The organism is Rhizobium sp. PRIMUS64 (assembly GCF_023006465.1).
GTDB classification, from domain to species: domain Bacteria; phylum Pseudomonadota; class Alphaproteobacteria; order Rhizobiales; family Rhizobiaceae; genus Rhizobium; species Rhizobium leguminosarum.
Genome location: NZ_JALBGX010000007.1, coordinates 23,128 through 45,482 on the forward strand (window position 1 = coordinate 23,128; position 22,355 = coordinate 45,482).

At 59.6% G+C, this 22,355-nt stretch carries 20 protein-coding genes and 3 pseudogenes; 20 read left to right on the plus strand and 3 right to left on the minus strand.

Translation table 11 applies throughout. The features are described 5' to 3' along the window. The first annotated feature begins 49 nt into the window (after window positions 1-49). Entirely contained in the window at window positions 50-2,848 is a 2,799-nt protein-coding gene (locus MOV76_RS04805; protein ID WP_077991329.1) for a bifunctional diguanylate cyclase/phosphodiesterase, read from the plus strand. Between the two features lie 747 nt (window positions 2,849-3,595). On the opposite strand, the pseudogene groEL reads toward MOV76_RS04805, so the two are convergent. After that, window positions 3,596-3,819, minus strand: a pseudogene (groEL, locus tag MOV76_RS04810) (chaperonin GroEL); the annotation flags it as partial. A gap of 294 nt (window positions 3,820-4,113) precedes the next feature. On the opposite strand from groEL, the pseudogene MOV76_RS04815 reads away from it, so the two are divergent. From MOV76_RS04815 to MOV76_RS04845, 7 genes and pseudogenes are all read left to right on the plus strand, one after another. Next, window positions 4,114-4,827 (plus strand): annotated as a pseudogene (locus MOV76_RS04815) (ArdC family protein); the annotation flags it as partial. Window positions 4,828-4,991: 164 nt separating this feature from the next. Beyond that, a complete protein-coding gene (locus tag MOV76_RS04820) occupies window positions 4,992-6,416 on the plus strand; it encodes a site-specific integrase (RefSeq protein ID WP_077991331.1) in 1,425 nt (474 codons plus the stop codon). Next, a complete protein-coding gene (locus tag MOV76_RS04825) occupies window positions 6,413-8,200 on the plus strand; it encodes a hypothetical protein (RefSeq protein WP_077991333.1) in 1,788 nt (595 codons plus the stop codon). Before MOV76_RS04820 ends, MOV76_RS04825 begins: the two co-directional genes overlap by 4 nt. Beyond that, entirely contained in the window at window positions 8,197-10,347 is a 2,151-nt protein-coding gene (locus tag MOV76_RS04830) for an integrase (RefSeq protein ID WP_077991335.1), read from the plus strand. The genes MOV76_RS04825 and MOV76_RS04830 overlap by 4 nt, the downstream gene beginning before the upstream one ends. Continuing rightward, on the plus strand, window positions 10,344-10,925 hold the full coding sequence (locus MOV76_RS04835) for a hypothetical protein (protein ID WP_077991337.1): 582 nt from the start codon (window positions 10,344-10,346) through the stop codon (window positions 10,923-10,925). The genes MOV76_RS04830 and MOV76_RS04835 overlap by 4 nt, the downstream gene beginning before the upstream one ends. Then, window positions 10,918-11,469, plus strand: a complete 552-nt coding sequence (locus MOV76_RS04840; protein ID WP_077991339.1) for a hypothetical protein — start codon at window positions 10,918-10,920, stop codon at window positions 11,467-11,469. The genes MOV76_RS04835 and MOV76_RS04840 overlap by 8 nt, the downstream gene beginning before the upstream one ends. Before the next feature lie 32 nt (window positions 11,470-11,501). Beyond that, a pseudogene (locus MOV76_RS04845) lies at window positions 11,502-11,714 on the plus strand (zincin-like metallopeptidase domain-containing protein); the annotation flags it as partial. A 110-nt stretch (window positions 11,715-11,824) separates the two neighbouring features. On the opposite strand, the gene MOV76_RS04850 reads toward MOV76_RS04845, so the two are convergent. Beyond that, window positions 11,825-12,007, minus strand: a complete 183-nt coding sequence (locus MOV76_RS04850) for a hypothetical protein (RefSeq protein WP_016737443.1) — start codon at window positions 12,005-12,007, stop codon at window positions 11,825-11,827. Between the two features lie 768 nt (window positions 12,008-12,775). After that, window positions 12,776-13,147: a hypothetical protein gene (locus tag MOV76_RS04855; RefSeq protein ID WP_004673403.1), complete on the minus strand. Its 372-nt coding sequence runs from the start codon at window positions 13,145-13,147 to the stop codon at window positions 12,776-12,778. Window positions 13,148-13,245: 98 nt separating this feature from the next. Here MOV76_RS04855 and MOV76_RS04860 point away from each other — a divergent pair, with 98 nt between their 5' ends. From MOV76_RS04860 to virB10, 12 genes are read left to right on the plus strand one after another with little or no spacing between them, the layout of a single operon-like run. Then, on the plus strand, window positions 13,246-13,782 hold the full coding sequence (locus MOV76_RS04860; RefSeq protein ID WP_077991342.1) for a hypothetical protein: 537 nt from the start codon (window positions 13,246-13,248) through the stop codon (window positions 13,780-13,782). Between the two features lie 3 nt (window positions 13,783-13,785). Continuing rightward, complete coding sequence (locus MOV76_RS04865) at window positions 13,786-14,454, plus strand: transglycosylase SLT domain-containing protein (protein WP_077991344.1); 669 nt, start codon at window positions 13,786-13,788, stop codon at window positions 14,452-14,454. Then, window positions 14,451-14,750, plus strand: a complete 300-nt coding sequence (locus tag MOV76_RS04870; protein WP_077991346.1) for a TrbC/VirB2 family protein — start codon at window positions 14,451-14,453, stop codon at window positions 14,748-14,750. The genes MOV76_RS04865 and MOV76_RS04870 overlap by 4 nt, the downstream gene beginning before the upstream one ends. 5 nt (window positions 14,751-14,755) lie before the next feature. Then, entirely contained in the window at window positions 14,756-15,094 is a 339-nt protein-coding gene (locus tag MOV76_RS04875; RefSeq protein WP_077991347.1) for a type IV secretion system protein VirB3, read from the plus strand. Continuing rightward, window positions 15,087-17,453, plus strand: coding sequence for a VirB4 family type IV secretion/conjugal transfer ATPase (locus MOV76_RS04880; RefSeq protein ID WP_077991348.1), 2,367 nt, complete (start codon window positions 15,087-15,089; stop codon window positions 17,451-17,453). The genes MOV76_RS04875 and MOV76_RS04880 overlap by 8 nt, the downstream gene beginning before the upstream one ends. Beyond that, complete coding sequence (virB5, locus tag MOV76_RS04885) at window positions 17,450-18,151, plus strand: P-type DNA transfer protein VirB5 (RefSeq protein WP_077991351.1); 702 nt, start codon at window positions 17,450-17,452, stop codon at window positions 18,149-18,151. The genes MOV76_RS04880 and virB5 overlap by 4 nt, the downstream gene beginning before the upstream one ends. Continuing rightward, window positions 18,148-18,381 carry an EexN family lipoprotein gene (locus tag MOV76_RS04890; RefSeq protein WP_007636178.1) on the plus strand — a complete coding sequence of 78 codons (234 nt, stop codon included), beginning with the start codon at window positions 18,148-18,150 and terminating at the stop codon, window positions 18,379-18,381. The genes virB5 and MOV76_RS04890 overlap by 4 nt, the downstream gene beginning before the upstream one ends. 2 nt (window positions 18,382-18,383) lie before the next feature. Then, complete coding sequence (locus tag MOV76_RS04895) at window positions 18,384-19,316, plus strand: type IV secretion system protein (RefSeq protein WP_077991353.1); 933 nt, start codon at window positions 18,384-18,386, stop codon at window positions 19,314-19,316. A gap of 39 nt (window positions 19,317-19,355) precedes the next feature. Next, complete coding sequence (locus MOV76_RS04900; protein ID WP_077991355.1) at window positions 19,356-19,640, plus strand: hypothetical protein; 285 nt, start codon at window positions 19,356-19,358, stop codon at window positions 19,638-19,640. Between the two features lies 1 nt (window position 19,641). Then, window positions 19,642-20,313 carry a virB8 family protein gene (locus tag MOV76_RS04905; RefSeq protein WP_077991356.1) on the plus strand — a complete coding sequence of 224 codons (672 nt, stop codon included), beginning with the start codon at window positions 19,642-19,644 and terminating at the stop codon, window positions 20,311-20,313. Next, window positions 20,310-21,167, plus strand: coding sequence for a P-type conjugative transfer protein VirB9 (gene virB9, locus MOV76_RS04910; RefSeq protein WP_077991357.1), 858 nt, complete (start codon window positions 20,310-20,312; stop codon window positions 21,165-21,167). The genes MOV76_RS04905 and virB9 overlap by 4 nt, the downstream gene beginning before the upstream one ends. An 8-nt stretch (window positions 21,168-21,175) precedes the next feature. Then, window positions 21,176-22,351: a type IV secretion system protein VirB10 gene (gene virB10 / locus MOV76_RS04915; protein WP_247263947.1), complete on the plus strand. Its 1,176-nt coding sequence runs from the start codon at window positions 21,176-21,178 to the stop codon at window positions 22,349-22,351. The last annotated feature ends 4 nt before the right edge of the window (window positions 22,352-22,355 follow it).

Consider the following 22,355-nt stretch of genomic DNA (forward strand, 5'->3'; position numbering starts at 1 on the left):
CTGGCTTGACGCATGATTGCTCAGCCACGTGACAAAGCAGGACAGGCACATGAAACACGTACGTCAATCGGAACGCACATCCCGCCCCGAACAGCCTGTGGAAGTGCAGATGGCGACTGATGCTCAAATCGACCAGGGGCGTGGAGCCTTCCGCAACGCGGTCAATGCCAGCCCTCCGCTTGCCACGGGCACGGCCCCGCCATTTTCGGAAGCCTCCGTTGTCCGGCCATCGGACGGTCACGACGCAGATGTCGCAAGTCTGAAGCAACCGTTTGAGAAGGCTTTCCGGGCGAATCCCCGGCATCCTGCGACAAACGTCGACTTGCCATTCAACGCCGAAGAGATGTCCAGTGCCGTCGTACTCGACGCGATCCCGTTACCCGTCTTCTTCAAAAACAGAGATGGGATACACCTTGGTTGCAACAGGGCCTTCGAAAGCTTCTCCGGCCGCTCAAAGGGAGATATTATCGGAAAAACCGTTTTCGATTTGGTGCCCGCACCCATAGCCGAGACGTATGCCGCGTTGGACGAGGCGCTTTTTGCAAATGGCGGTGTTCAGCAATATGAAGCAAAGGCCACCACCGAGAATGGTGGTGTCGTTGATCTTTTACTCAGCAAGACCGCAATCACTGATATCGCTGGTAACAGGATCGGCTTGGTTGGCGCGATGTTGGACATCACAGAGCGAAAACGTGCGGAGCATGATCTCAAAGAGGCTCTTGAATTCGCAGAGGGAATTATTGCCGCCATTCCTGACGTTCTGTTCGAGGTAAATGCCGACGGTCGCTACCTGCAGGTCTGGGCAAGGAATCAGGAGATCCTGGCGCAGCGAAAAGAAGTGCTGCTCGGCAAGCTTGTCCGCGATGTGCTCCCTCCAGATCAGGCCGACATCGCTATGCTGGCTCTTGAAGAAGCCGATGAAACCGGCGCCTCCTACGGTCGTTGTGTCCGTATAGCCCTACCAAACGGCGAATCCCGTTGGTTTGAACTGTCGGTCGCAAGGCGACCAAGCAGCAATCACTCAACCGTCACTTTTCTGGTGTTATCTCGCGATATTACCGAACGAAAGCACGCCGAGGGCACGACTATTGAAGCTCGGGCTCGCCTCCTAAGTGTCCTGCAGACCATTCCGGATATGGTATGGCTGAAAGACGTAACAGGCAAATATCTGTTGTGCAATCATGCCTTCGAAGAATTGGTCGGCAAGGCAGAAGCGGAAATCGTCGGGAAAACGGATTATGACCTGTTTACTCCCGAACTCGCCCAATTTTTTCGTGACAAGGATGAGGAGGCCATGCAAGCCGGCCGTATTCTCATCAATGAGGAACGGTTTACCGCTCACGAGGACGGTCGATCAACGCTTTTGGAGACTCGTAAGGTTCCGGTATTCACGGGGGGAAAGCTGATGGGGATCCTCGGCGTCGCCCGCGATATCACCGAACTGGACACGTCCCGTAAGAAAATCCATCAGATGGCATTCTACGATTCTCTGACCGGCCTGCCTAACCGGACACTTTTCAATGAACGGCTACGCGAGATGATCGGGGACGCGGCTTCGGCGGGCCAGCGAGCCGGGGTGATGCTGATCGACATGGACCATTTCAAAGCGATCAATGACACTATGGGACATCCCGTTGGTGACGAGTTGCTGCGGCAGGTGGCGACACGCATGAAAAAAGGCGTCCGTGCCAGCGACACCGTGGCGAGACTCGGTGGAGATGAATTTGCAGTCTTGCTGCCCAATGTTCAGGACAATGACGATTTGGCTCAAATTGCCAGCAGAATGCTTGCCGCATTCGGCGAACGCTTCATGCTTTCCGACAGGGAGATCTTTGTATCCTGCAGCATCGGGATATCGGTATTTCCAAATGACGGCGACGCTCCCGACGATTTGGTGAAATATGCGGATTCTGCGATGTATTTGGCGAAGCGCTCGGGGCGTAGCAACTTCCGCTTCTACTCAAAGGATCTCACGATTGGGGCTGAAAAGCGCCTAGCGCTAGAATCAGACCTACGCCTAGCTTTGAAACATGAGCAACTTGAACTCCATTATCAGCCAAAGGTCCTATTGGACAACGGAAAGGTGATCGGTTCAGAAGCACTGCTACGATGGCATCATCCGAAGATGGGAATGATCCCTCCGGGAGAATTCATAGGTGTCGCCGAGGAAACGGGATTGATCATCGATCTTGGACGATGGGTGCTGCATGAGGCGTGTTGCACGGCTGCCGTCATGAATGCAGATGGACTGCCCCCGCACAAGATTGCGATAAATTTGTCTCCTAAGCAGTTTCAATGCCCGCGTTTGTCGCAAACGGTGGCGGACGTATTGCAGGAAACCGGTTGTCGTGCGGAGTGGATCGAGGTTGAAATAACTGAGAGTCTCCTGCTCCATAACTGCGAGGGCGTTTCGACGACACTCTCTCAATTGCATGCGAGCGGAATTTCCATAGCGATCGATGATTTCGGCACCGGCTACTCATCTCTGAGCTATTTGGCTAACTTTCCCATTGATACCCTCAAAATTGACCGGTCATTCATCAATCGATCCGACAAGCGAAGTAGAGAACTGGTCAAGGCAATTCTCTCAATTGCGCGCTGCCTAGGGCAAAATGTAGTCGCTGAGGGCGTGGAGACGGTCGATCAAGAAAAATTCTTGGCTGAAAGCGGCTGCGCTGTGGCACAGGGGTTCTACTATAGCAAGCCCATCCCGAAGTCCGAACTTCTCGCTGCAAACGCAGTGCCCGAGTTCTCTCGCGGTGATTCCCATCTTACGCCGATGCCCGCAGAGGAAGGGGTGGCACTCATGCGCTTGCCTCCCGCATCTGTTGGGACCCGAACCGCGTGAAGCCTACGGCTAACAGCGCGCAGGATCCACGCCACCTGCGGCGCTGTTTATACCGCACTCATCCAACGGAAGCCCAAACTACTCTGGGCGATTGGATAAAACGCGGACCAATAGGAACTACTTAAAACTTCAGGTGCTTTGATGTTCCGAAATATGCAGGCCCTGTACCGAATTGCGCGACGAAACATACGTTGACGTGTTTTCGCTTTCGATTGCCATTGCAAAGACTTGCCCAGTACAATCTACTATTCTGCGTCAATATCGTCAAAAGCATAACCGTGCAAAAGCTCATCCCATTTCCCCATCCGAATAGAAATTCTGCGGATTTGAAAAGTTCAACTGCGAATTCGAATGGCTCCGGACATTTCGACATCATCCAATCGCTGAAATCGGAACTTCACGATTTGGCTAGTGCCGTAAATCAGTTGGAGGCGCTATGTGAGTCATACCGATCCCAAGCTGATACGTGCTCGCAACCTGACTGAACGACTGAGCGTCCGCGCTTGTCATCGTATTCCCTATGACCCTCTCTGGGCGTGGCGGCCAGTGGTTCGTTGAATCTTGCCAAACGTTCCCGGATCCCACCACTTCCCGAACACGGGAGCTTCAATTCGATCAACTCGAAACTTTCGGCCATTTGAACGGGTGGCGGAAAAAAACGCCAGCGATTGCGCCGTGATTTCGTAATGGTTCTGCCTATTTGCTGAAGGCGGTCGGCCGATTGGAATGCTCCATCAGACCTCAACTTACCGGCAGCAAGGACTGCAGGTTCGATAGCTTCTTTTCGTGGATGAGGATATACGGATCCTCGAACTCTACCCGCATCTTGTCCTGGTTGGCGACGAAGTAGGGGCTGAGGTACGGGTCGAATTGCATGCGCGCGAAGACTACGAGTTTGGTCTCGGCGGTCTTGGCTTCCTCGACGAAATGGCACTCTCGTTGCTAACCTTCTCCATTGCGTCGACGAGGAACGGCCGCGCAAGGTCGATGCCACGCTTCGGGTCCATCGATTCATCCCGGACGCTCCCGCCTTGCGTAATAGACTGGATTTTTCATTTCTGCCTGGGTTTCAAACCTGTCTCGCCGTGGTGTTGCTGCATCCCGTCCTGCCCCGGCTTTTGGTCCTGCCAGGCTCGCGCTGCCCGCAACGGCTTTGCCGTCCTTCACTTCGTTGCGGCCCTGCGGGTGCTGGCCGCACTTGCAGCCTGGCTTTTGGACCGCCGTAGCAGGTCGCGATGGCCGCGACCTCGAACGGAGGTTCAGAGATGAACAGGCAGCAATCCAATCAACGATCCGATATCTACAGCCGCATCACCACCAAGATCATCGCCGATCTCAAACAGGGCGTCCGTCCATGGACCAAGCCATGGACGACGGGAGGCTGGACAGCCGAGGTCAGCCGGCCACTGCGCCACAATGGCCAACCCTACACCGGCATCAATGCTCTGCTCCTCTGGTCTGAAGCCATCGCCCGCGGCTTTGCATCACCAAGGTGGATGACGTTTCGCCAGGCAATCGAGCTCGGCGGCGCCGTCCGCAGGGGCGAAACCGGCACGACCGTCGTCTTCGCCAGCTCTTTCATCCGCGCCGAGACGACGGAGACAGGCGCCGAAATCGAACGCGACATCCCCTTCCTCAAAACCTACACCGTGTTCAACACCGACCAGATCACCGGCCTTGATGGCCTTGCCCATTCCATCGCGCCTGACCAGGATTGGATGAGCCGCATCGGTGCTGCCGGCCGCTTCTTTGCCAATACCGGCGCCCTGATCCGCCATGGAGGATCGGCGGCCTATTATGCTGCTGCCCGTGACTACATCCAGATGCCGTGCTTCGACGCCTTCCGGGACGATGCATCCTATGTCGCCGTTCTCAGTCACGAGATGACGCACTGGACCGCTGCACCGCGAAGGCTCGATCGGGATCTCAGCCGCTATGCGAAAGACAGGAGCGAACGCGCCCGCGAAGAGCTCATTGCCTTATCTTGACAGTCTGCACTAACTCTTGGCTTCATGCTCAGGTTGATGCACTCGCTGACGGAGGCGCTTTCCAGGCCGGACGCAGCGCTCCCAAATAGCTGGCGGAGGCCGGCCTGGAGAGTGCCGGGCAAGTTGAACTCCTTCGTTGATTCTGGGCTCCCCGGATGGGGGTCCGGGGGAAGGTTGAGCAACTTGTGGACAATGTAATCGCAGCTTTGAGTATCACCATTCAGGAGCGCAGATCATCGGCGGGGCTTGATGCCTATGTCCCGATGATCCTCTGCGATGGGGCGCTATACGATCCTGATCTGGATCGCTTTTTCCGCGACCTCCCTCTCAACGGCGTTCGCTCCCGCCATTCTCTTCGTGCCTATGGCTACGACGTTCTCGTCTGGGTTCGTTTTCTTTCGGAAGCCTGCGCGAAGACGATATGGCAAGCCGACCGGCATGATGTTCTTGCCTATCACCGCGTCCAGCGCCGCGCCGACGCTGGACAACGCATCTCCGCTGCCTCGTGGAACCGCGCCGTCGCCTGCCTCGACCGGCTATATCGCTGGGGTGTGCAGGAAGGACTGATCGCGGAAGCACCCTTCACGCATCGCTCGGTCTGGAGGCAGGGGTACGCTGGGCGGCGGTCGCAGGTGGCAGCGCGGAACGATGCCTATGAGCCCGCCGCGCGTCGAACCGACGTCAGTTTCGTCACGCTCGATGACTACCGACGGTTTCGGGACGTCGGCCTCAAAACGCTTTTGCCTGACGGCCACGTACGCCCTGGCGCCCGAGATCGCAACGGTATCCGCAATGCGCTGTTCGCCGATCTCCTGGTGACGACAGGTCTTCGGCTGGAAGAAGCATCATCCCTCTTCACCTCCGATCTCGGTTTCGGCGATCAGCGTCCGGGCCGTCAGGTCTGGCTGGATTTGGCGGATGCCCAGACCAAGGGTGATCGCGGTCGACAGATCCTCGTTCCCGCTCGACTGCTCCAGCAGGTGCGCGCCTATGTCGGTGTCGAACGTGCTCATGCCGTCACGAAGTTCCAGCAACGCTCTGCGTGGCGGTCGATCGACCGACCGATCTTCGTTCATCGGGATCGGCATGCTGCCCGGCTGCGGTTGCTTGATGGCGGCGATATCGCACTCGACCTGCTCGATCCGGAGGAACGCGGTCGGATCATTGTCTGCGACAGCGACGGCACGCCGAGCGAACCGGCGATATTATGGCTTTCGGAGATCGGCTTACCGGTGCAGCCGAACTCCTGGGAAGTCGCTTTCGCCCGTGCCTCCAGCCGGTGCAGATCCTTCGGTTTCGATATCAGCATCAGCCCGCACCAACTCCGTCACACCTTCGCCGTTCACATGCTGGCGATGCTCATTCAGCATCGCCTCCGCGATGCTGCCTTGCCTGCCGGGCCGATGGAGGGATATCGGCAAGTTCTTGGCGATCCTCTCCAGCAGGTGCAACGGCTTCTGGGCCATGCCAGCCTGACGACAACATATATTTACCTGGACCACATCGCGACGCGCTCCGATACCGTCGATGCGGCTGTCGAAGAACTCCTGGGACTGCTCCCCTCGGAGGCCACGCTATGAGGGGGCGCCCACGCAAGGGAACTGCGGTTCGTTTTGCGCCAGCCGATGGCGTTGTTCTTCCACACGCCAGCGATCCGGTGCTGGGTCTGCGCTTCAACATCGAGGCGCGGTATGGCGGGTCCGTCGAAGTTGATCTTGTCGGCGAGCATCCTAGACCCTTCGCCCTCGCGTTTGCAGGGGCTCTGCGCCGGCAGTCCGAGCTTGGTGGTCCGCTCGGCGCGCGGAGCACGATCAAGCAACACCTCCAGGCCTATCTCCGCTTTTTCGCATATCTGCGCGAGCATTCCACGGTAAAGACGCCCGCCGATCTGCGCGCAGATGATATCGATGGGTATGAGGATTTCCTCGCATTCGTCGGGATGACCCCGATCCACCGACACACTGTTCTCGCCAAAGCCATCCTCGCCCTGCGCTCGATAGACGCCGACCAGCCAAGGCTTCTGGATGAAGGTGTTCGTCGTCGCCTCAGCTACACTAGCTCACAATCCGCCGGCCGATCCCGACCGCGTGATGCCTATAGCCCGTTCGTTGCAAGGCAGCTTCGCGACGCTGCCCGTGGCGATATCGCCAGGATATTCCGGCGGATCGGGAAGCCGCTGGATGAAGACGACAACTATCCCAACCTTCGCAGAGTGACCGACGAGGCCAATGCCCGGATCGTCGCGTCCGGCAGGCTCAGCAGCGCAGACCCCGCCTTCAAAAGCCTCTATTTCATGAGGCTGCGGCGTGGTCTTCCGGTCTCGACCCTGGCCGAGGATCTACATGCAGGTTTCCATCTGCGTGCAATGGATATTCCTCCTCTGCTGACCTTCCTGTCACTGGAGACCGGCCTTGAGATCGAGTGCTGCAAGGCATTGACGGTCGACTGCCTTCAGAATCCCGGACCCGGCACGATCGAGATCGCCTATGTGAAGCGGCGGGCCCGCGGCGCTGAGCACAAGCACATCCGCGTCCGTGACGGTGGGATCGGAACACCGGGCGGTCTGATCCGCAAGCTGATCGAGGCAACGGCATTCACACGGCAGTTCGTGCCGAGCGAGAATCTTTGGCTCTATTATTATACCGGGCCTACGCAGCTCCGGGCGGGTATCGAGCATCCACATGAGCTCGTCGACCGATGGACCGCAGGCCATGGGATCGTCGATGACAATGGTGAACCTCTTCGTCTCGTTCTTTCCAGGCTGCGCAAGACCCACAAGGCGCTCTGGTATCTGAAGACCGAGGGTCATATGACCCGTTTCGCAGTCGGACATACGCCGGAGATCGCCGCTCGCCACTACGCGGATATCCCCTCGCTGCGACCGCTGCACGAAGCCACCATTGCCGAGGCATTCTCAGAAGTCGCGGCCGCTGCAGGTCCGATCGTTGTGGCGCCCGCCCGGGAAGATTCCTGGCGGCAATGCGATGCGACGCCGGAAGCGCGCGAGAACCGAGACGGTATCCTCAGTGGCGAGCAGGACGTTTGGCTGGCGGCATGCTCCGGGTTTGACCGCAGCCCGTTCGGAGACTCAGGCGAGCCTTGCCCGCAACCGTTCTGGGGCTGTCTCGAATGCCGTAACGCTGTCATCACCGCGCGCAAGCTGCCGGCTATCGTCGCGTTCCTGCGGTTTATCGAAGAGCAGCGGGCGGGTCTCTCCGCGGCGGATTGGGCCATGAAGTTTGGGCGTGCCCATGCTCGCATTGCCGGGCAGGTTCTGCCGGCATTCCCCGACAGTGTGGTTGCCGCAGCCCGTCGCGAGGCAGAAGTGCATCCCCTCTATCTCCCTCCGGAGGCCCGCCAATGAGGGGACTATCGTCAGCAGCCCGGCAACACGATCTGCGCCCGGTTCTCGCGACCGCTCCGTTGAAGCCTGGTTTCGATCGGGACGCTCTGTCGCGCTACAGTGATCCGAGCTGGGATCTCGGCCCGGCCGTGTTTCGGGAGAGCGCCCGTCGCTGTCATGTCACCGTGCATCTCGGGTCTGTCGGGGATACGAGCGTCCGCGAGGCGTTGCGCGAACTCCTCTATGCCCGGCTGAACGTCGATCTGCCGGGTCACCGCAAGATACTTCCTCCCGGCAGTGTCCGGCAGGCGTTCAACCGAGCGCGGCGCTTCTTCGATTTCGTGCGTGATGAACTCGGTGCTGTCGATCTTCACCTGGTCGATCAGCCACTCCTGGACCGATATGCCCGCCATCTCAGTGCCGATCGGGCCCGTCGGCCCGTCATTGTCGCGCAATTACTGGAAGTACCTGCCGATCTCTTCCTTTATCGCGACCATCTGCCCTCCGGAGGACTGCGGTTTCAACCTTGGTCCGGAAGATCACCTGCGCGTGTCGCGGGCTATCGTCACATCTGCGAGAACCGAACGCCGCGCATTCCCGAGACAATCATCTCACCGTTGCTGGCTTGGTCGATCCGGTATGTCACCGAGTTCGCCGCCGATATCTTCGCAGCCCGCGAGGAGATGGACCACCTCGAAGCTCACTGCACCTCACTCATCGAGCAGGACAGCGTTCTCGAACGTAATGACCGGCGGCGCCAGCAGCGTAAGCGGCTTGAGGATTATTTCGGGCGGCTGCGCAGTGAAGGTCGCGGGGTGCCGGTCTGGGGCACTGCCCATAACGGCATGTTTCTCCGGCATCCCGAGACAGGAGAGCTGTCGCCACCCGTCAACGCCCACCTGCTTCACCTGCACATCGGTATCGACACGCTGGCCGAGCCGAAGATGCACATTCAACTCACGAACGGCGCTCCACGCCAGATCAGAGCTGCGGTGCTCGAGCTCGGTGTCGAGACTGGCGGCATGGATACACCCATCTCCATTCTTCCAGAGACCGGCAAGCCCTGGCGGTCTCGCTTCGATGCCAAGACCCTGGCGGCGGAAGAGCGCATGCTGCAATCAGCGGCCTATATTCTCTGTGCTTATCTGACCGGCATGCGAGATTGCGAAGTCCAGGCGATGCAGCGTGGATGCGTTTCTCTGACGCGCAGCGACGACGGCGTGATCATGCGCCATCGCGTGCAATCCGTCGCCTATAAGGGCAAGTCTGCCCAGGGTGAACCTGCCGAGTGGGTCACCATCGAGCCCGTTGCCAGAGCTGTCGAGGTTCTGGAACGCTTGTCTTTTCGGGTCGCTTCCGCCCGCGGCCTGATGACGCTCTGGCCCGTTCTGATCGCAAGGCCTGTTTGCAAGGACCACCTCTCGGCTGAGATCGTCCGCCAGCTCAACCGATTCCGAGATCACCTCAACGACCTGTTCGGAACACCCGACGAGCCAGCGGTCCCGAGCGGACCAGGTGGACAACCCTGGCGTATTACGACGCGGCAGTTCAGACGAACGATCGCATGGCACATCGCCAATCGTCCCTTCGGCACCATCGCCGAAATGATCCAGTACAAGCATGCCTCCGTCGCCGCTTTCGAAGGATATGCCGGCTCCAGCCGTTCCGGTTTCAGGGCGGAAGTCGAGAACCAGCGTAGCCTCGGCCAGCTCGACGACCTGTTGATCTATTTCGACGAGCGGCAGGCCGGAGCCAGGCTGTCGGGGCCTGCGGCGGTGCGGATCGCGAAGACGCTCGACAGCGTATCGGATGATCTCGGGCCGCTTCCGGCCATGATCGCTGATCGCGCCCGACTGCGCACCATGCTCGCGAGCCTCGCGCGGACCCTTCATGTCGGCGTGCTGGCCGATTGCTTCTTCGATCCCGGCATGGCCATGTGCCTGAAGCAGGCCACCAACAACGACAACAAATCGCCGCTAACAGCACTTTGCCAGCCAACGCGCTGTCCAAACGCCTGCATCACCGCTCGGCACCTGCCAGCATGGAAACGTATGGCTGACGATACTCGAAGCTTGTTGAAAGAGAAAAGGCTGTCAAAATTGCAACGGGAAGTACTAAGAAGTGAGCTTGGTCGCATACAGGCAGTTCTGGAGGGAGGGGGGCAATGACAGATTATATTATCCGTGCGTCATTACACGACGAGGCGAATGAGGGGTGGGTCTGGGTCGAAGATTTCCCGTCCCGAAGTTTGATAAAAATAATCCATCAGACAAATGATCGGAGCGTCGTTTGTCAGACCAGAAAGTTCGATAAGAACTTCTTGGATCGCTACAATGCCGAGGGTGCTGGCCGTATAGAGATCAACGAGCTGAAGCAAAACACCATCGTGATGTCTGGGTGGTATCGAGATGCCTTGGGAGGCTTTGGCACTACCGACAAGGATAACGAAACTGGCAAGGTAACACTCAATTTATGCCCGCTCGGGTGCTGGAAACCCTGGTACCAGATGCGTGCTGCGTCACATCATCCAGATATCGTCGTGAGGTTAGGGGTTCGTCTCGGTGCTATAGGAATCTGGGCGGGATTACTTAGCATTTGGCTGGGTCTGCTATCAATCGTTCAGCCCGGCGGATGTGCCAAACCGATAGCAGGGGTCAGCGGTCTTGTCGTGCTGCTCCTAGCGGGCTTCTTCCTAGTTGCTGCATGCTGGCCACCGAACACATCGCCAAGAGGCCGCCATGAGTGAACGAATTGCAATCCTCGGATGGGGCTCTTTGCTATGGGACGGGCGCCCAGATTTCGATAATTGGCATGGGCCGTGGCAATTCGACGGGCCGGTCTTGAAGATCGAGTTCTCACGTATTTCGTCGTCTCGCCTCGGAGCATTGACGCTTGTGCTGGATCCGATGAATGGCTCCGATAACCAGGTTGCCTATTGTCAAAGCTTGAGAAGTGACCTGTCGGAGGCTGTGGAGGATCTCCGCATCCGAGAAGGCACAAGCCTTGCCAATATTGGTTATATCCATCGGGATGGCCGCACACGATCGCGAGATGATGGGTCGGGCTCCATAATTAACGCTTGGGCGGTCACGAGAGCGTTCGATGCCGTCGTCTGGACCAATTTGCAGAGCAATTTCACGCAGAAGACCGGCAAGCCGTTTTCAATATCCGCTGCTGCGGAGCACATTCGATCGATTTCAGAAGATGGGCGCCGCGCGACGCTCGAATATGTCGCCAAGGCTCCAGATTTCATTGACACCCCTTTTCGCCGGTACTGCGCCACGTCCTGAACATCGTATTTTTCGGTTGACTGTCAGGATATATCGCCGAACTCGGCAGCTGCTTTCTCTGCGCCGATCTTGGTATCGTCCCCGAGCTCGAACCACGCCCCGACCATGCAAGCTATCTCGATGACTGGCTCAAGGTTCTCGGCAGCGACAAGCGTGCCATCTTTTCAGCGGCAGCTCATGCCCAGCGCGCGGTCGACTATCTGCATGACTTGCAGCCGGACCTCAACGAGGAGGAGGCGGCGTGAGCCGTCTCCTTCTTAGCCACCCGGACGCCGCCCACTGCCGCGACCCGACGGCCGCAAGCTCCTATCCCGCGAACCGGCGTCTAAAATCGTCAGGCATTGACCTCGCGCAGCTAGTGGGGCGTGTTCACCGGCATATTGAAGTGACGCGCGAAGTATTCCGACGGCGTCGTCATGCGGCCCGTGGTGAGAACCAGCGCATCCCCTCGACCGTCGATGCTGAAAATCACGCGACTGTGCAGGCTTGCAACCTCCTCCGGCAGATCCTCCCTTAGCATCGCGATGGCGGAAGCCATCGTCCGCCGAGGGCGAACGAGAACGATGTCCCGCGCGAACGAGTCGTCGTGCGTAGCATCGAGAGAAGCGTTGATGACAGCGGGTCGTCGGATGATCTATTTGGAACTAGCAAAAAATATTGCTTTGATAAATTTGCGCTGACAGCTTTGGCCGCGGCCTCAACACGAGCGGGTGCCTGCAGCCGCTGGCGCGCATTGGAAAGATGGAGGCGGACGGTTTGAATGGATAAGTTTCAGTCTCCTATGGATAGCACCGTCACTATCGCCGTCGGATAAAAGCTGCAAACAACGTCTTTCCTGTTTCGTCAGATCCTGCCTGGGATTAGCGATCTCTCCGTCCAAACGCGTTGGACCCGTTCATGAAATCTGTTTTCGCTTGGCGCGTAATGCCGGATAGACACTGGAGAGCCAACCATCGGCGCCCTCACCGGTAGGTCATGTTCCAGCCGAGTTCGCCGGTGCGCAACGCGCTCCATATGCTGAGCGGCGACGGAGATAGGGAACGCACGGGCGGGGGCAGTCGGTCCCGCCTCCCTTGACGGCCGCTATGCTGAGGCTCCTGCGGCTGCCCTTGTTCCGCCCTTAGCGTGGCGAGAATTCCCGAAATCCGCCTCACGGCGCCGCTATGCTGATTTCTCCGATACTCTTCATTGTTTGATTGCAACCCGCCTGCGGACGGGTTGCCTGATCGTCCCTGATGACTACCGGCAGCCATGCGATCGGGCTGGCGGATGATTCGCATCTCACTCCATTAAAGCCGAAGATCAGTCAGTTTAACCCCGCCTCCTGGCTGGCGCGGAAAGAGCTCAGCTTGCTCAGGAGGTCCTGAGAGATCTCGAATTGCCGCGCCGTCCCCCGGCCCATGGCGTTCTTCCCCATCGTCTCCACCAGCATTCCCCGCTTTACCAAAAGGTCGACCGTCTCCTTCACACCGCTGCGTGTTAGCTCGGTAATCTCAATTATATTAGAGAGGGTTAGCTTCTGATGGGCCTGAGTCATCGTATAGAGGATCGTCATCATGCCGATCTGCTTCAGCCTCGCCTGCGGGGTCTCGTCCTCCAGCGGATGGTCGAGGATCTCATGGAGAATGAGTCCCGAGAAGGCAAGGTTGTGCCATTGCGTTTTAATCGCGCTTGTCATGTCATTTAACTATGTTATATACGACAGTATAAACGCGGGCAGGCAGATTGAGTCTCCCGAAACGCAATAGGGCGCCATCGTCTCGAAGGATCCTGTTCATGAAAAGCCTTCTCCTGAATTCACTGCTTACGGTCTGCTTCGTTGCGCCACCCTATCTTATTTTCGGCAGTAACGCGCGGGCCGAGGATTGGGGATGCCAGGTTATCCTATGCCTTTCCAATCCCGGCGGGCCGACGCAATATGCAGAATGCCGGCCGCCGATCCAGAAGCTGTGGCGGGAGCTTGCCGAGGGGCACTCATTCCCGACCTGTAGCGGCGTCGGTTTTCAGAGTTCGCGGCCTGGCTATGAGCCCTATTATTGCGATGCGGGGTACAAGCTCACGACTGATAGCGGTCGCGGCGGTCGGCAAGCAACCTGCGTATCGACATCGCCGCAGCCGGTCAGCAACAGCCTCTGCTGGGATGGGAACGACTATACTTCCCGCGACAATTCGGTCCTGTCGCCACATTGGCAGCGCGTGGACGGGCACCGCCAGTGCATGGGCTATCCGATAACGCGCCCGAATGTGCGATCGCAGCCGCGCTATGTCGATGTCACCATCGACGGCGCCGGTAAACAGCGCGTTTGGTATTGACCGATGGGTGCTGCATTCGTCGAAATCGCGCAAACCTGTGCGCCGATGGTTCAGGTGCAGACGCTGGCCGGCGTTGTCAGCCTCGAGAGCCGGTTTCAGCCCTTCGCCATCCGCATCAACACGGGCCCGCCGCTGGCCACCCAACCCGCATCGAAGGCCGAAGCGATCGAGGTTGCCACGTCCCTGATTGGCGATCGCCAGGATATCCAGATCGGCCTTGGCGGCATTGGCATCGAGCACCTTCAGAAACTGAATCTATCCGTCGCCGACGCCTTCGATCCCTGCCGGAACCTCAAGGCCACGGCCACGCTTCTCGACGGATACTACCGCGCCGCATTACGCGCGGGGGATCCGGCTCAGGCCGAAAGGGTGATGCTCCAGTCCTATTATGGCCGCGATGATCCATCCCTCGGCGCCATGGTCAAATATGACGAGCAGGTACGCCAGGAAGCAAAGCAGTTATCGCCGACGCTTGCCTCGCTCACCATTGGCGAACGCGGTGACCAGGCCGGGGCTGGCGGGCAGCCACAGGATGAGGTGGTACCAGCACTTCCCGAACCGCCTTTACAACCCTCCCAAACCGTCGAGGCCGCATCCTGGGATGTGTTCAGCTCAGGGCGGCAATCCTCGATTCTCGTTTTCCAGAATGATCGATCGGAGCAAAGTGAATGATCTCCAAAGCCAGTCTTCGCCCCCTTGCCTCATCCACGCTGATGGCGGCCGCCATTGTCATCTGCCTGGTCGAGCCAGCCTTCGCCCAGGCCGCCGGCATCGAAACCGTGCTGCAGAACATCGTCGACATGCTGACCGGCAATATCGCCCGTCTGCTGGCGGTCATCGCCGTCATCATCATCTGCATTGCCTGGATGTTTGGCTACATGGATTTGAGGCGAGCCGGCTTTTGGATTATCGGGATCGGCGGCATTTTCGGCGCCACCGAGCTGGTCAACACCATCGTCGGGAATTGAGCGCTATGGTGAGCATTCCGAGTCTCGAAGACGACACGTTGTTTCTCGCCTGCACGCGCCCGGCAATGATCGCGGGTGTGACGATGGAGGCGATGGGCGTCAACATCATGCTGACGACCATCCTTTACATCACCGCGGGATCAATCGCCTACGCGCTGGTCGGCATCGTCTTCCATGTCTTGTTTCGCGCGCTCGTCAAGCACGACCACAATATGTTTCGGATCCTGATTGCGTGGATCGAAACCCGTGGCCGCTCCCGCAATGCCTCCTATTGGGGCGGCGCCACGCTCTCGCCTCTGACGCTCACCCGGCGTTATGACGAAAGGGATCTCAGCTTTGTCTAACATTGCGACGCTCCGGTCGCGCGAGCTCGGGCCGGAGACCTTCATTCCTTATGTCAGGCATGTCGACGAGACGACCATTGCGCTCGAATCCCGAGCGTTGATGACGATGATCGCTCTCGACGGCGTTTCTTTCGAGACATCAGACGTCAGGGACCTCAACGGCCTGCACCGAAGCCTGAACACGCTCTATCGCAATATCGCCGACGAGCGGCTGGCGCTCTGGACGCATGTCGTGCGCCGCCGCGACAATGCCTATCCCGAGGGACGCTTCGCCAATCCCTTCTCCGACGGTTTGAACGCGAGATATCGGGAGCGGATGGTGAGGGAAGACCTGTTTCGCAACGATCTCTACCTCACCCTTGTCTGGCATCCCGGCCGGGATCCTGCCGAAAAGGCGGCCAAGCTTCTCTCCCGACTGCGCAAGGCCCGCCGATCCGATACAGAGCTCGACGGGCAGGCTCTGAAGCATCTGCGTGACCGTGTGGCGGATGTCGTCGCCGGCCTGCAGCGCTTCGAGCCGCGGCTGCTCACCCTCCACGAACATGACGGGATCCTTTTCTCCGAGTCGAGCGAAGTGCTCCACCAGATCATCGGCGGCCGGCGGGAACCGATTCCGTTGACGGAGGGACGAATTTCTTCGGCGATTTATTCCGACCGGGTCATTTTCGGGCGCGAGACCGTCGAGATCCGTCACGAGGCCGACAGCCGCTATGCCGGCATGTTCGGCTTTAAGGAATATCCGGCGACCACGCGCAGCGGCATGCTCGATGCTATCCTGACCGCACCTTTCGAGCTCATCCTGACGCAGTCCTTCGCCTTCACCTCAAAGCCCGATGCTCGAACAATCATGGGCCGCAAGCAGAACCAGATGGTCAGCGCCGGCGACAAGGCGGCTTCGCAGATCGAGGAACTCGGCGAGGCGATGGACGATCTCGAATCCAATCGCTTCGTCCTCGGAGAGCATCACCTTGCGCTTGCCGTCTTCGCGCCCTCGGTCAAGGAACTGACCGATCACATGGCGAAGGCGCGCGCCTACCTCACCAGCGGCGGCGCGGTCGTCGCCCGCGAGGATCTCGGCCTCGAGGCCGCTTGGTGGGCGCAATTGCCGGGCAATTTCCGCTATCGGGCGCGCTCGGGCGCGCTCACGTCGCGCAACTTTGCAGCCCTTGCTCCCTATCATTCCTATCCGGCGGGTAAGAAGGACGGCAACGAGTGGGGACCGGCGGTCGCCATGCTCAAGACCGCCTCGGGTTCGCCCTTTTATTTCAATTTCCATCACGGCGACCTCGGCAACACTTTCGTCTGCGGCCCGTCGGGTGCGGGCAAGACGGTGCTGTTGAACTTCATGCTGTCGCAGCTCGAAAAGCACGATCCGCATATGGTCTTTTTCGACAAGGACCGCGGCGCGGATCTCTTCGTACGCGCGGCCGGCGGCACCTATCTGCCGCTGAGGAATGGTGTCGCCACCGGCTGCGCGCCGTTGAAAGCACTGGAATTCACTGCGGAAAACAAAATATTCCTCACCGGTTGGATCGCCAAGCTGGTCCGATCCGGATCTGGCGAACTATCGATCACCGAGTTGCGCGACATCGCCTCGGCGGTCGACGGGGTGGCGGACCTGCCGGTGGAGCGTCGCTCCATCGGCGCCCTGCGCACCTTCCTCAACAACACCGATCCCGAGGGCATTGCCGCACGTCTGCGACGCTGGGAGAGGGGCGGGCCGCTTGGTTGGGTCTTCGACAACGAAGCCGACGATATCGGCATTGGCGCCAGGTTCATCGGCTACAACATGACCGATTTCCTCGACAACGAGGAAATCCGCACGCCGTTGATGGCTTACCTGTTCTATCGCATCGAGCAACTGATAGACGGGCGTCGCATCATCATCGTCATCGACGAGTTCTGGAAGGCGCTGCAGGACGAAGGCTTTCGTGATCTCGCCCAGAACAAGCTCAAGACGATCCGCAAGCAGAACGGTCTCATGCTGTTTGCGACCCAGAGCCCGCGCGACGCCATCGTATCGCCGATCGCCCACACGATCATCGAGCAGTGCCCGACCCAGATCTTTCTTCCGAACCCGCGCGGCGACCGCGCCGACTATGTCGACGGCTTCAAGCTGACTGAGCGCGAATTCGAGCTCGTCTCACGCGAACTCTCCGTCGAAACCCGCCGGTTCATCGTCAAGCAGGGGCACAACAGCGTTGTCGCCGAGCTGAACCTCAACGGCTTCGACGACGAACTTGCCATCCTCTCCGGCCGGACGGCCAATGTCGAGCTTGCCGATACTATCCGTTTGGAGATCGGCGAGGGACGGGAGGATTGGCTTGCCGTGTTTCATCAGAGGAGGAAGACAGGATGATCCGAACAGGAACGATGCGGCCATTGTTCGTATCGGCCGCTCTTTTAGCGTCGGCGATGCTGGCGTCGGCCCAGGGCATCCCGGTCATCGATCAGACATCGATCGCCAAGCAGATCGAGAGCATCACGCAGCTGAAGTCCCAGCTCGACGCCTTGAACCAGCAGCTCCAGCAAGCCCAGCAGCTCTACGGCTCGCTGAACAAGATCACCAACATGGCCGACGTCGCCAACCTGCTGAACGATCCGTCGATCCGCGAGGCGCTTCCCCAGGACTTCAACGCGATCGAGGGCCTGTTCCAAGGTTCCGGCAGCGGCGTCTTCGGCAGTTCCGCTTCGAAATTCCGCCAGGACAACTCCAGCTATCGCACCGATGCCGATGATTTCTATGCGCAGGAACTGTCGCGCATCCAGAACCAGAACGCCGGGCAGATGAGCCTCGGCCAGCAGATCTACGATGCGGCGACCAAGCGCATCGACGGCATCGATGAGCTTCGCCAGAAAATCTCCAGTGCTGCCGACGCCAAGGACATCGCCGATCTGCAGGCCCGCCTCCAGGCCGAGACCGCCTTCCTGCAAACCGATGTCCTGCGCATGCAGGGCCTGCAGATGGTCCAGCAGGCCCAGGTGCAGGTCGACGACCAACGCAAGGCCGAGGACTGGCGCAAGCGCATGGACACGATGGGAGCGGCGCTCAAATGAGGTGGTTTCTTTCCGGCACGGCCATGCTTTTTCTGGCGGCCTGCTCCCCACAGGCGGATAAGATTTACACCGTCGATGAGCTTATGGCCGACGATGCTCTGCTCGCTAGGATTATCGGCGAATGCCGTAACAATCCCGGAGAACTCCGCGATACGCCCAATTGCCGCAACGCCGAGGCCGCCGACGGCAAGCTGCGGCTGGAGCGGATGGGCAAATCGTTGGGAGGCTGACGATGTATCAGGTCTTCAGCTTCGTCGATGGGCAGTTCAAGGCACCGCTCGAGAACTTCATTTCCTCCGGCACGTCAAATATTGCCAGCTGGGTCAGCGGCCCGCTGACGGCGGCACTCACGCTCTATGTCGTGCTCTACGGCTATCTCGTTCTGCGCGGCTCCGTGCAGGAACCGATACTCGAATTCGCCTTCCGCGCAATGAAGCTCGCCATCATCGTCATGCTGGTGAGGAATGCCGGCGACTATCAGACCTACGTCACCAATATCTTTTTCGATGCGCTGCCGCGCGAAATCTCGCAGGCGCTGAACTCCGGCACGGCGCCGAGCGCATCGACCTTCGACAGCCTGCTCGATAAGGGCCAGAAATGCGCCTATGAGATCTGGTCGCGCGCCTCCTGGCCGGTCGATATCGTCACCGGCATCGGCGGCATGATGGTCATCGGTGCGAGCTTCATCGTGGCCGCGATCGGCTATATCGTTTCGCTCTATGCCCGGCTGGCGCTCGCCATCGTTCTGGCCATCGGACCGATCTTCGTCGCGCTTGCGATGTTCCAGTCGACCCGCCGGTTCACCGAATCCTGGATCGGCCAGCTCGTCAATTTCGTCATCCTTCAGGTTCTGGTCGTTGCCATCGGTTCGCTGCTGATCACTTGCATCGACACGACGTTTGCGGCGATCGAAGGCTATAGCGACGTCCTGATGCGGCCGATCGCGCTCTGCGCCATCTGCCTTGCCGCTCTTTATGTCTTCTACCAACTGCCCGGCATTGCTTCAGCTCTTGCGGCGGGCGGGGCGTCGCTCACCTATGGCTACGGCGCTGCCCGCGATGCGCACGAAAGCACGCTCTCCTGGGCGACATCCCACACAGTCAGAGCGGTCGGCCGCGGCGCGCGTTCCGTCGGCCGCCGCCTGACGCCAGGCCGGACCGAATGACGCCCCCAACGCTTCAGATAATCGAACAGGTTTTTTTGGATGCTCCGTATCGTTTTATCGCTTTTGCTGACCGCTGGTCTCGTAGGCTGCGGTTCGATTTCCCACCCGCTGCCCAAATGTGACGGTTATTCCCGCCGGCCGCTGAACCGCGCCATGTGGCAGTGGGAGGATGGCGGAGGTAGGCAGCAGCCGACGACCGGGGCTGTTCCCGCGGAGCCGACCAGTCACGCGGCCGCCTATGTGCCGGAACCATCTTCAGCCACACCGGCCGCTTTCGCGCATTTCGATGTCGCGGGCTCCTACCGTCCATGCGAGGGCGAATGACATGGTGACCACGAATAACCTCAAAAGTTACTTCGACAAAGCCCGCCGGTTCGATCAGGACCGGATGATCCAGGTCGAGCGTTCCGCCCGCATCGCCTGGTTCGTCGCTGCTTGCGCCGGCACGGTTGCTGCCGTTTCCGTCTTTGCCGTTGCCGGCCTCACTCCTTTGAAAACCGTCGAGCCCTTCGTCGTGCGGGTCGATAATTCCACCGGTATCGTCGATGTGGTCTCGGCGCTGACATCCACCGCCGGCACCTACGACGAGGCCGTCACCAAATATTTCGCGGCCAAATATGTCCGCGCCCGCGAGGGCTACGTCTGGAGCGAGGGCGAGGAGAATTTCCGCACCGTCGCCTTGCTGTCGACGCAGCCGGAACAGACTCGATTTGCCGCAGTCTACCGCGGCAGCAATCCCGATTCCCCGCAGAACATTTATGGCCGCAGCGCCACGTCGCGGATCAACATTGTTTCCATCTCGCTGATCAACGCCAATGTGGCATCCGTCCGCTATATGAGGACCGTGAGCCGCGGTGACGAGGTGCGCACCACGCACTGGGTTACGACCCTGACCTTCTCCTATGCCAACGCTCCGATGTCCTCGACCGACCGGTTGACCAATCCGCTCGGCTTCGTCGTCAGCGAATATCGCGCCGATCCGGAGGCCATCAATTGAGACCGCACTTTCTCCTTCCGCTCATCCTGGCCACCGGGTTTTCGTCTGCAGCGCTCGCCCTCGAGACGCCGCGCGGCGCCGCGCAGGACAGCCGCATCCGTTTCGTCGTCTACCAGCCCTATAACATCACCAAAGTCGTCGGCACACTGCGGTCTTCGGTGCAAATCGAATTCGCCGCCGACGAGGAAGTCGCTCATGTGGCGCTTGGCAACAGCGTTGCTTGGGAAGTGGCGCCGGCCGGCAACATCCTGTTCCTGAAGCCCAGGGAAAATCAGCCGGTGACGAATATCTCGGTCGTGACGACACGACGGGACGGCTCGACCCGCAGCTATCAGATGGAACTCACCGTTCGCGACGGCAGCGTCGAAGCCGGGCAGAACACCTATTTCTATGTGAAATACCGCTATCCCGCTGATGAGGCGGAGCGGCGCCGCCAGGAAGCAGCTGCGCGCGCGCAGGCGGCACAGGCCGGCGAGGCCGATCGCGTGCTTGCCCTTCACGAAGCTTATGGACCGCGCAACTGGCGTTATTCGGCGCAAGGGACCCAGGCGCTCGAACCGCAAACGGTCTATGACAACGGCAAGGTCACCACCTTCACCTTTGCCGGCAACCAGGAAATGCCGGCGATCTATATGGAAAATTCCGACGGCAGCGAAAGCCTGGTTCCGAAGTCAGTCGACGGCAATCTCGTCCTCGTTCACGCGATCAGCCGCAAGTTCATACTGCGCCGTGGCGGCGACGGGCTTTGCGTCTTCAACGAAGCCTACGATCGCGTCGGCACCAATCCCGAGACCAACACGACGTCACCATCGGTCGAGCGCGTCGTCAAAGTGCCGCCCGGCGCGGCGCAATAGGAGGTGACATGGCCGAGGAAGAGATTACCCAGATTCCGGGCGAGCGCGCCGAGACGTCGGCCGGTGGCCGGCTCGACAATAACCCGATCCTCAAACGCGGCGCTATCGCCTTGGCGATCGTCGTCTTTGTCGCCTTCGCTCTCTGGTCGATGCGAGGCCAGGACAAACCGTCAGACGGTGCCCAGCCGGAGCGGGTGGTCATCCGGCAGACATCGGATTTCGAACCGGCCAAGGAACCGGTCCAGCCTGTAGCGCCTCTTCCGCAGGTCCAACTGCCGACGCCCGCTGTCACAGAACAAGCGCCCACGGACGACGATAAGCTGCTCGACGCTGCCCGGCGTGCGCCGGTCATCGCCTATGGCGGCGAGAAATCGCCGGCGACGCGGCGGCAGGATCAGGATGCGGCGACGGATCAGGCTTCGAACTACGTGCCGCTCGGCGCCAATCCCGGTGGCTTCGCCTCGCAGGGCGAAAACGAAGATCAGCGCTTCAACCGCTTGCTGACGCCGACGCAATTGCAGGGATCGCGTGCAGGGACGTTGGGCAATCGCGATTTCATCGTCGCAATGGGGACATCCATTCCTTGCGTTCTCGAGACCGCGCTCTCCTCCGATCAGCCGGGGTTCACGAGCTGCGTCATCAACCGGGACGTTCTTTCAGATAACGGCCGCGTTGTGCTGATGGAAAAAGGTACGCAGGTCGTCGGCGAATATCGCGGCGGCATTCGCCGCGGGCAAAAGCGCGTGTTCGTTCTCTGGAACCGGGCGAAGACGCCGAAAGGCGTGATCATCACGCTGGCATCGCCGGCAACCGATGCGCTTGGCCGGGCGGGCATCGACGGCTATGTGGACACCCATTGGTGGGTGCGTTTTGGCAGCGCAATGCTCCTGTCGATCGTCGGTGATGCCAGTTCCTATGCCAGCAGCCGGCTGCAGGACAGCGACGTCGAAGCGCAAAACACCACCAGTGCCGGTCAGCAGGCCGCGGCGATCGCCGTCGAGCAGTCGATCAACATTCCCCCGACCCTGATGAAACATCAGGGCGAGCTCGTTTCGATCTTCGTGGCGCGCGATCTCGATTTCTCCAGCGTCTATCGGCTTCGCGTGACGGAGCCCCGCAATCGCGTCTATGACCGCGCCGTGCTTGGGGATTTCAGCCCCTCCTCGAAGCTCGTGACAAAATAGGTTC

What these genes read in the sequence shown, in the direction of transcription:
- MOV76_RS04805 (WP_077991329.1), top strand. Translation starts at nt 50, where the DNA reads ATGAAACACGTACGTCAATCGGAACGCACATCCCGCCCCGAACAGCCT.
- MOV76_RS04820 (WP_077991331.1), top strand. Translation starts at nt 4,992, where the DNA reads ATGGGGGTCCGGGGGAAGGTTGAGCAACTTGTGGACAATGTAATCGCA.
- MOV76_RS04825 (WP_077991333.1), top strand. Translation starts at nt 6,413, where the DNA reads ATGAGGGGGCGCCCACGCAAGGGAACTGCGGTTCGTTTTGCGCCAGCC.
- MOV76_RS04830 (WP_077991335.1), top strand. Translation starts at nt 8,197, where the DNA reads ATGAGGGGACTATCGTCAGCAGCCCGGCAACACGATCTGCGCCCGGTT.
- MOV76_RS04835 (WP_077991337.1), top strand. Translation starts at nt 10,344, where the DNA reads ATGACAGATTATATTATCCGTGCGTCATTACACGACGAGGCGAATGAG.
- MOV76_RS04840 (WP_077991339.1), top strand. Translation starts at nt 10,918, where the DNA reads ATGAGTGAACGAATTGCAATCCTCGGATGGGGCTCTTTGCTATGGGAC.
- MOV76_RS04850 (WP_016737443.1), bottom strand. Translation starts at nt 12,007, where the DNA reads ATGGCTTCCGCCATCGCGATGCTAAGGGAGGATCTGCCGGAGGAGGTT.
- MOV76_RS04855 (WP_004673403.1), bottom strand. Translation starts at nt 13,147, where the DNA reads ATGACAAGCGCGATTAAAACGCAATGGCACAACCTTGCCTTCTCGGGA.
- MOV76_RS04860 (WP_077991342.1), top strand. Translation starts at nt 13,246, where the DNA reads ATGAAAAGCCTTCTCCTGAATTCACTGCTTACGGTCTGCTTCGTTGCG.
- MOV76_RS04865 (WP_077991344.1), top strand. Translation starts at nt 13,786, where the DNA reads ATGGGTGCTGCATTCGTCGAAATCGCGCAAACCTGTGCGCCGATGGTT.
- MOV76_RS04870 (WP_077991346.1), top strand. Translation starts at nt 14,451, where the DNA reads ATGATCTCCAAAGCCAGTCTTCGCCCCCTTGCCTCATCCACGCTGATG.
- MOV76_RS04875 (WP_077991347.1), top strand. Translation starts at nt 14,756, where the DNA reads ATGGTGAGCATTCCGAGTCTCGAAGACGACACGTTGTTTCTCGCCTGC.
- virB5 (WP_077991351.1), top strand. Translation starts at nt 17,450, where the DNA reads ATGATCCGAACAGGAACGATGCGGCCATTGTTCGTATCGGCCGCTCTT.
- MOV76_RS04890 (WP_007636178.1), top strand. Translation starts at nt 18,148, where the DNA reads ATGAGGTGGTTTCTTTCCGGCACGGCCATGCTTTTTCTGGCGGCCTGC.
- MOV76_RS04895 (WP_077991353.1), top strand. Translation starts at nt 18,384, where the DNA reads ATGTATCAGGTCTTCAGCTTCGTCGATGGGCAGTTCAAGGCACCGCTC.
- MOV76_RS04900 (WP_077991355.1), top strand. Translation starts at nt 19,356, where the DNA reads ATGCTCCGTATCGTTTTATCGCTTTTGCTGACCGCTGGTCTCGTAGGC.
- MOV76_RS04905 (WP_077991356.1), top strand. Translation starts at nt 19,642, where the DNA reads ATGGTGACCACGAATAACCTCAAAAGTTACTTCGACAAAGCCCGCCGG.
- virB10 (WP_247263947.1), top strand. Translation starts at nt 21,176, where the DNA reads ATGGCCGAGGAAGAGATTACCCAGATTCCGGGCGAGCGCGCCGAGACG.